Annotated in this window: 6 protein-coding genes; 2 read left to right on the top strand and 4 right to left on the bottom strand. The window is 63.9% G+C overall.

What is annotated here, in order from left to right; all coding sequences use genetic code 11:
• The coding region (locus tag JHD07_RS36635) for a flagellin (RefSeq protein WP_291631051.1) at nucleotides 1-120 on the top strand (120 nt) is incomplete at its 5' end.
• A gap of 294 nt (nucleotides 121-414) precedes the next feature.
• A complete protein-coding gene (gene flaF, locus JHD07_RS36630; protein WP_028181463.1) occupies nucleotides 415-783 on the top strand; it encodes a flagellar biosynthesis regulator FlaF in 369 nt (122 codons plus the stop codon).
• Between the two features lie 140 nt (nucleotides 784-923).
• On the opposite strand, the gene JHD07_RS36625 is transcribed toward flaF, so the two are convergent.
• The 4 genes from JHD07_RS36625 to JHD07_RS36610 all read right to left on the bottom strand — a co-directional run.
• The gene (locus JHD07_RS36625; RefSeq protein ID WP_291631047.1) at nucleotides 924-1,283 is read right to left on the bottom strand and encodes a hypothetical protein; all 360 of its coding nucleotides are present in this window, start codon (nucleotides 1,281-1,283) and stop codon (nucleotides 924-926) included.
• A 157-nt stretch (nucleotides 1,284-1,440) separates the two neighbouring features.
• Nucleotides 1,441-1,938, bottom strand: a complete 498-nt coding sequence (locus JHD07_RS36620) for a hypothetical protein (RefSeq protein WP_291631046.1) — start codon at nucleotides 1,936-1,938, stop codon at nucleotides 1,441-1,443.
• A gap of 11 nt (nucleotides 1,939-1,949) precedes the next feature.
• Entirely contained in the window at nucleotides 1,950-2,318 is a 369-nt protein-coding gene (flgJ, locus tag JHD07_RS36615; protein WP_291631045.1) for a flagellar assembly peptidoglycan hydrolase FlgJ, read from the bottom strand.
• Nucleotides 2,318-3,018 (bottom strand): flagellar basal body P-ring protein FlgI (locus tag JHD07_RS36610; RefSeq protein WP_291631043.1); only part of this gene is annotated, 701 nt, incomplete at its 5' end. The genes flgJ and JHD07_RS36610, both read right to left, overlap by 1 nt.

Raw genomic sequence — 3,018 nt, 5'->3', positions numbered from 1 at the left:
GCCGACACCAACGAGGAAGCGGCGAACAGCCAGGCGCTGTCGACCCGCCAGTCGATCGCGGTCTCCGCGCTGTCGCTCGCCAACCAGTCGCAGCAGAGCGTGCTGCAGCTGCTCCGCTAATTCGCACGCGCAGCGTAACGATTCGAATTTTCGCGGCGGAGCCAAGGCTCCGCCGTTCTTTTGAGGGAGATCGCTAAGACAAGATTAGCCGAGATCGCCGCGCATCACGGCAAGCGAGTTTACATCGTGCGTGCGTGCATCTAGCGTTGTGGTGAAGAAGAACTCCGCGCCCCGTAATTGTCCGGAGTGCTTCCAAAGCACACACGTAAGCAAATCTTAAGCGGTGCTGCCTAGGGTTGGGAAAGAAATCCTTAAGCGCGTACAACGCGCTAGGTAACCTCCAGGGTGTGATTGATGTCGAATTCCGCTGCCTCGGCCTATGCGCGTGTTGCAACCACCACCGCATCTCCTCGCGACATCGAGGCGCAGACCCTGCTGAAGGCCGCCAACAAGCTCCAGGACGCGGTGAACAACGCCGATCCGCTCAGCGAGCAGACCATGCAGGCCCTGATGTTCAACCGCAAGCTCTGGACCATCTTCCTGAGCGAGGCGATGCGCGACACCAATCCGCAGCCTATCGACGTCCGGCAGAAGATCGCCAACATCAGCGTGTTCGTGTTGAGTCAGACCGCCGCGCTGCAGATGAGCCCGCAGTTCGATCACTTCCGTCCGCTGATCGAGATCAATCGCAATATCGCTGCGGGCCTGTCCGGCCGCCCGTGACGGGAGCCGTCGCGGCCGAGCATACGTGGCCGCACCAAATTCATGCTAATGATTTTTGACGAAGGTGGTGCGCCGCGACGACAAGCGCGGCCGGCCCGACCTACGTCGAACCAGCTGCTGCGACGATCGAGACCCGATGATCAGGCGCTGACGTCCGTGCTGAGCGGACGTGACGGCTCGGTCTTCATGTCCAGGGCATGGAAATAGGCGCGCCGGCGCAGCATCGCCTCGTCCGGGAACTGGTTCACCACCGCGTCGGTCTTCTCGTTGACAACCTGAAAGACAAAGGACGCAGCCGCCTGATCGAACACGACCTGGCGCGAGACGTTCTCGTGGTTCGGCAAGTCATTGCGGACCGGCGCGCTGGTATCGGCCGCGGCGACCGTCTGGTTCAGGGGAAGATCGGTTCGCACGGCCTCGTTCGCCGCCGCATTGGACGTCGTCACGATCTGAACGGGGGCCGGGATCCCCACCGGCCTGATGCTGAAATCTGTACTCATGGCAGCCTCCTGGTTGCCTTACGTGAGTCAAATCCCAACCCCTCTAATAGCGCAACCATGGATCACCAGGTTTGAAGACCTGGTAAGGAAACGTGCCTAACCGCGCGACGATATCGCCGCGCAATCTTTCGTAAAATTGTCGCTTGTTTCCGCCCGCTCAGAGCGATCGACTGACCGCGAGCGGGCTGATGTGGCGCGGGCCTGGGGCTGCGCGGCGGCCTGCGGCCGTATAAGTGTTCGGCACGTTGCGCTTCTGGATCTCGGCATTGACGCCGCGCACGACGCTCTCGGAGACCGCGTGCGCGGTCGCGAGCACGGTGAGATTGACCTGGAGCATCGCGCGAAACGCGTCATGGTGCCGATGCAAGGTCGAGAGCAGTTCCGGCGCGGATTTCGCGAGCTGGGCCTGGTTCGCCTTCAACTGGCCGACCGCGCCGACGTAGTTGCGCGACAATTCCTGCTTCTTGCTTTCCAGCGTCATCGCCTCGCGGACCTTGCCGGCGCGGACGAGCTCGGTCTCGCGCTCGATCAGTGCGAGCAGGGCGCTCATCGCATCCATCAGACCTTCGGCGAGCTTGCGCGCTTCGGCGCTGCCGGGCGCGGTGTTCGGACGCTGGGCTTGCATCGGCTGACGTGAGGCGTTGAATTGGTTCATCTCGTTTGACCTTATGCCGTGCGGATCGTTCTCGCCTGCTGCAGGATCAGGGTACGGTAGACGTCGCTGGCGACGCCGACGCCGCCGGCCTGGGCGAAGTTCTTGGAATATTGCTCGGTCAGCATCGAGCGCCACACGCCGGTGCCGGGCGTGTCGCCGAACGGGCCTTCGCCCTTCAGCCCGGAGGTCATCTGCGCGAACATGCTGTTGAGGAACATCGCCTCGAAATCGGTGGCCGTCTTCTGCGCCTTTGCCTGTTGCTGCGGCGATACCTTCTGAAGCGCGGCGGCGAGCTCGAAATCGGGGCGGCCGTTGCGGCTCTCGACCGAGAACGCCGAAGAGGTGGCGACGCGCGGCGTATTGATGGCGCTGGCTTGCATCACATCACCTCGATGTCGGCTTCGATGGCGCCGGCGGCCTTGATCGCCTGGAGGATGCTGATCATGTCGCGCGGGCCGATGCCGAGGCCGTTGAGGCCGTCGACGAGCTGCTGGAGCGAGACGCCGTCCTTGACGAGCGCCAGCTTCTTGCCGTCTTCGCTGACGGTGACGCTGCTGCGCGGCGCGACCACGGTGCGGCCGCGCGACAGCGGGTTGGGCTGGCTGACCTGCGGGCTCTCCGAGATCGTGACGGTGAGGTTGCCTTGCGCCACCGCGACGGTGGCGACGCGGACGTCACGCCCCATCACGATGATGCCGCTCCGTTCGTCGATGATGATCTTGGCGGCGAGATCGGGGTCGACCTGTAGCTGCTCGATCTCGGTGAGGAATGCGACGACGTTGCCCTTGAACTCCGGCGGCACCGACAGCTGCACGGTCGAGGGATCGATCGGCTCGGCGGTCTTGACGCCGAGATAGTCGTTGATCGCAGCCGCGATGCGCTTGGCGGTGGTGAAGTCGGGGTTGCGCAGCGCCAGGCGGACGTTCGGCAGCCGGTTGAGCGCGAACTCGATCTCGCGCTCGATGATGGCGCCGTTGGCGATCCGTCCCACGGTCGGAACGCCGCGCACGATCTTGGCCGCCTCGCCCTCGGCCTGGAAGCCGGAAATCGCGAGCGAACCCTGCGCCACCGCATAGACGT

The sequence above is a fragment of the Bradyrhizobium sp. genome, from assembly GCF_016462955.1.
Lineage (GTDB): Bacteria > Pseudomonadota > Alphaproteobacteria > Rhizobiales > Xanthobacteraceae > Bradyrhizobium.
Note: the sequence above shows the minus strand (reverse complement) of the source record. Positions and strands in the feature narration are given on the sequence as shown.

Bases quoted from the DNA above. Each gene is read 5' to 3' on its own strand.
- flaF (WP_028181463.1), top strand. From the start codon at position 415: ATGTCGAATTCCGCTGCCTCGGCCTATGCGCGTGTTGCAACCACCACC.
- JHD07_RS36625 (WP_291631047.1), bottom strand. From the start codon at position 1,283: ATGAGTACAGATTTCAGCATCAGGCCGGTGGGGATCCCGGCCCCCGTT.
- JHD07_RS36620 (WP_291631046.1), bottom strand. From the start codon at position 1,938: ATGAACCAATTCAACGCCTCACGTCAGCCGATGCAAGCCCAGCGTCCG.
- flgJ (WP_291631045.1), bottom strand. From the start codon at position 2,318: ATGCAAGCCAGCGCCATCAATACGCCGCGCGTCGCCACCTCTTCGGCG.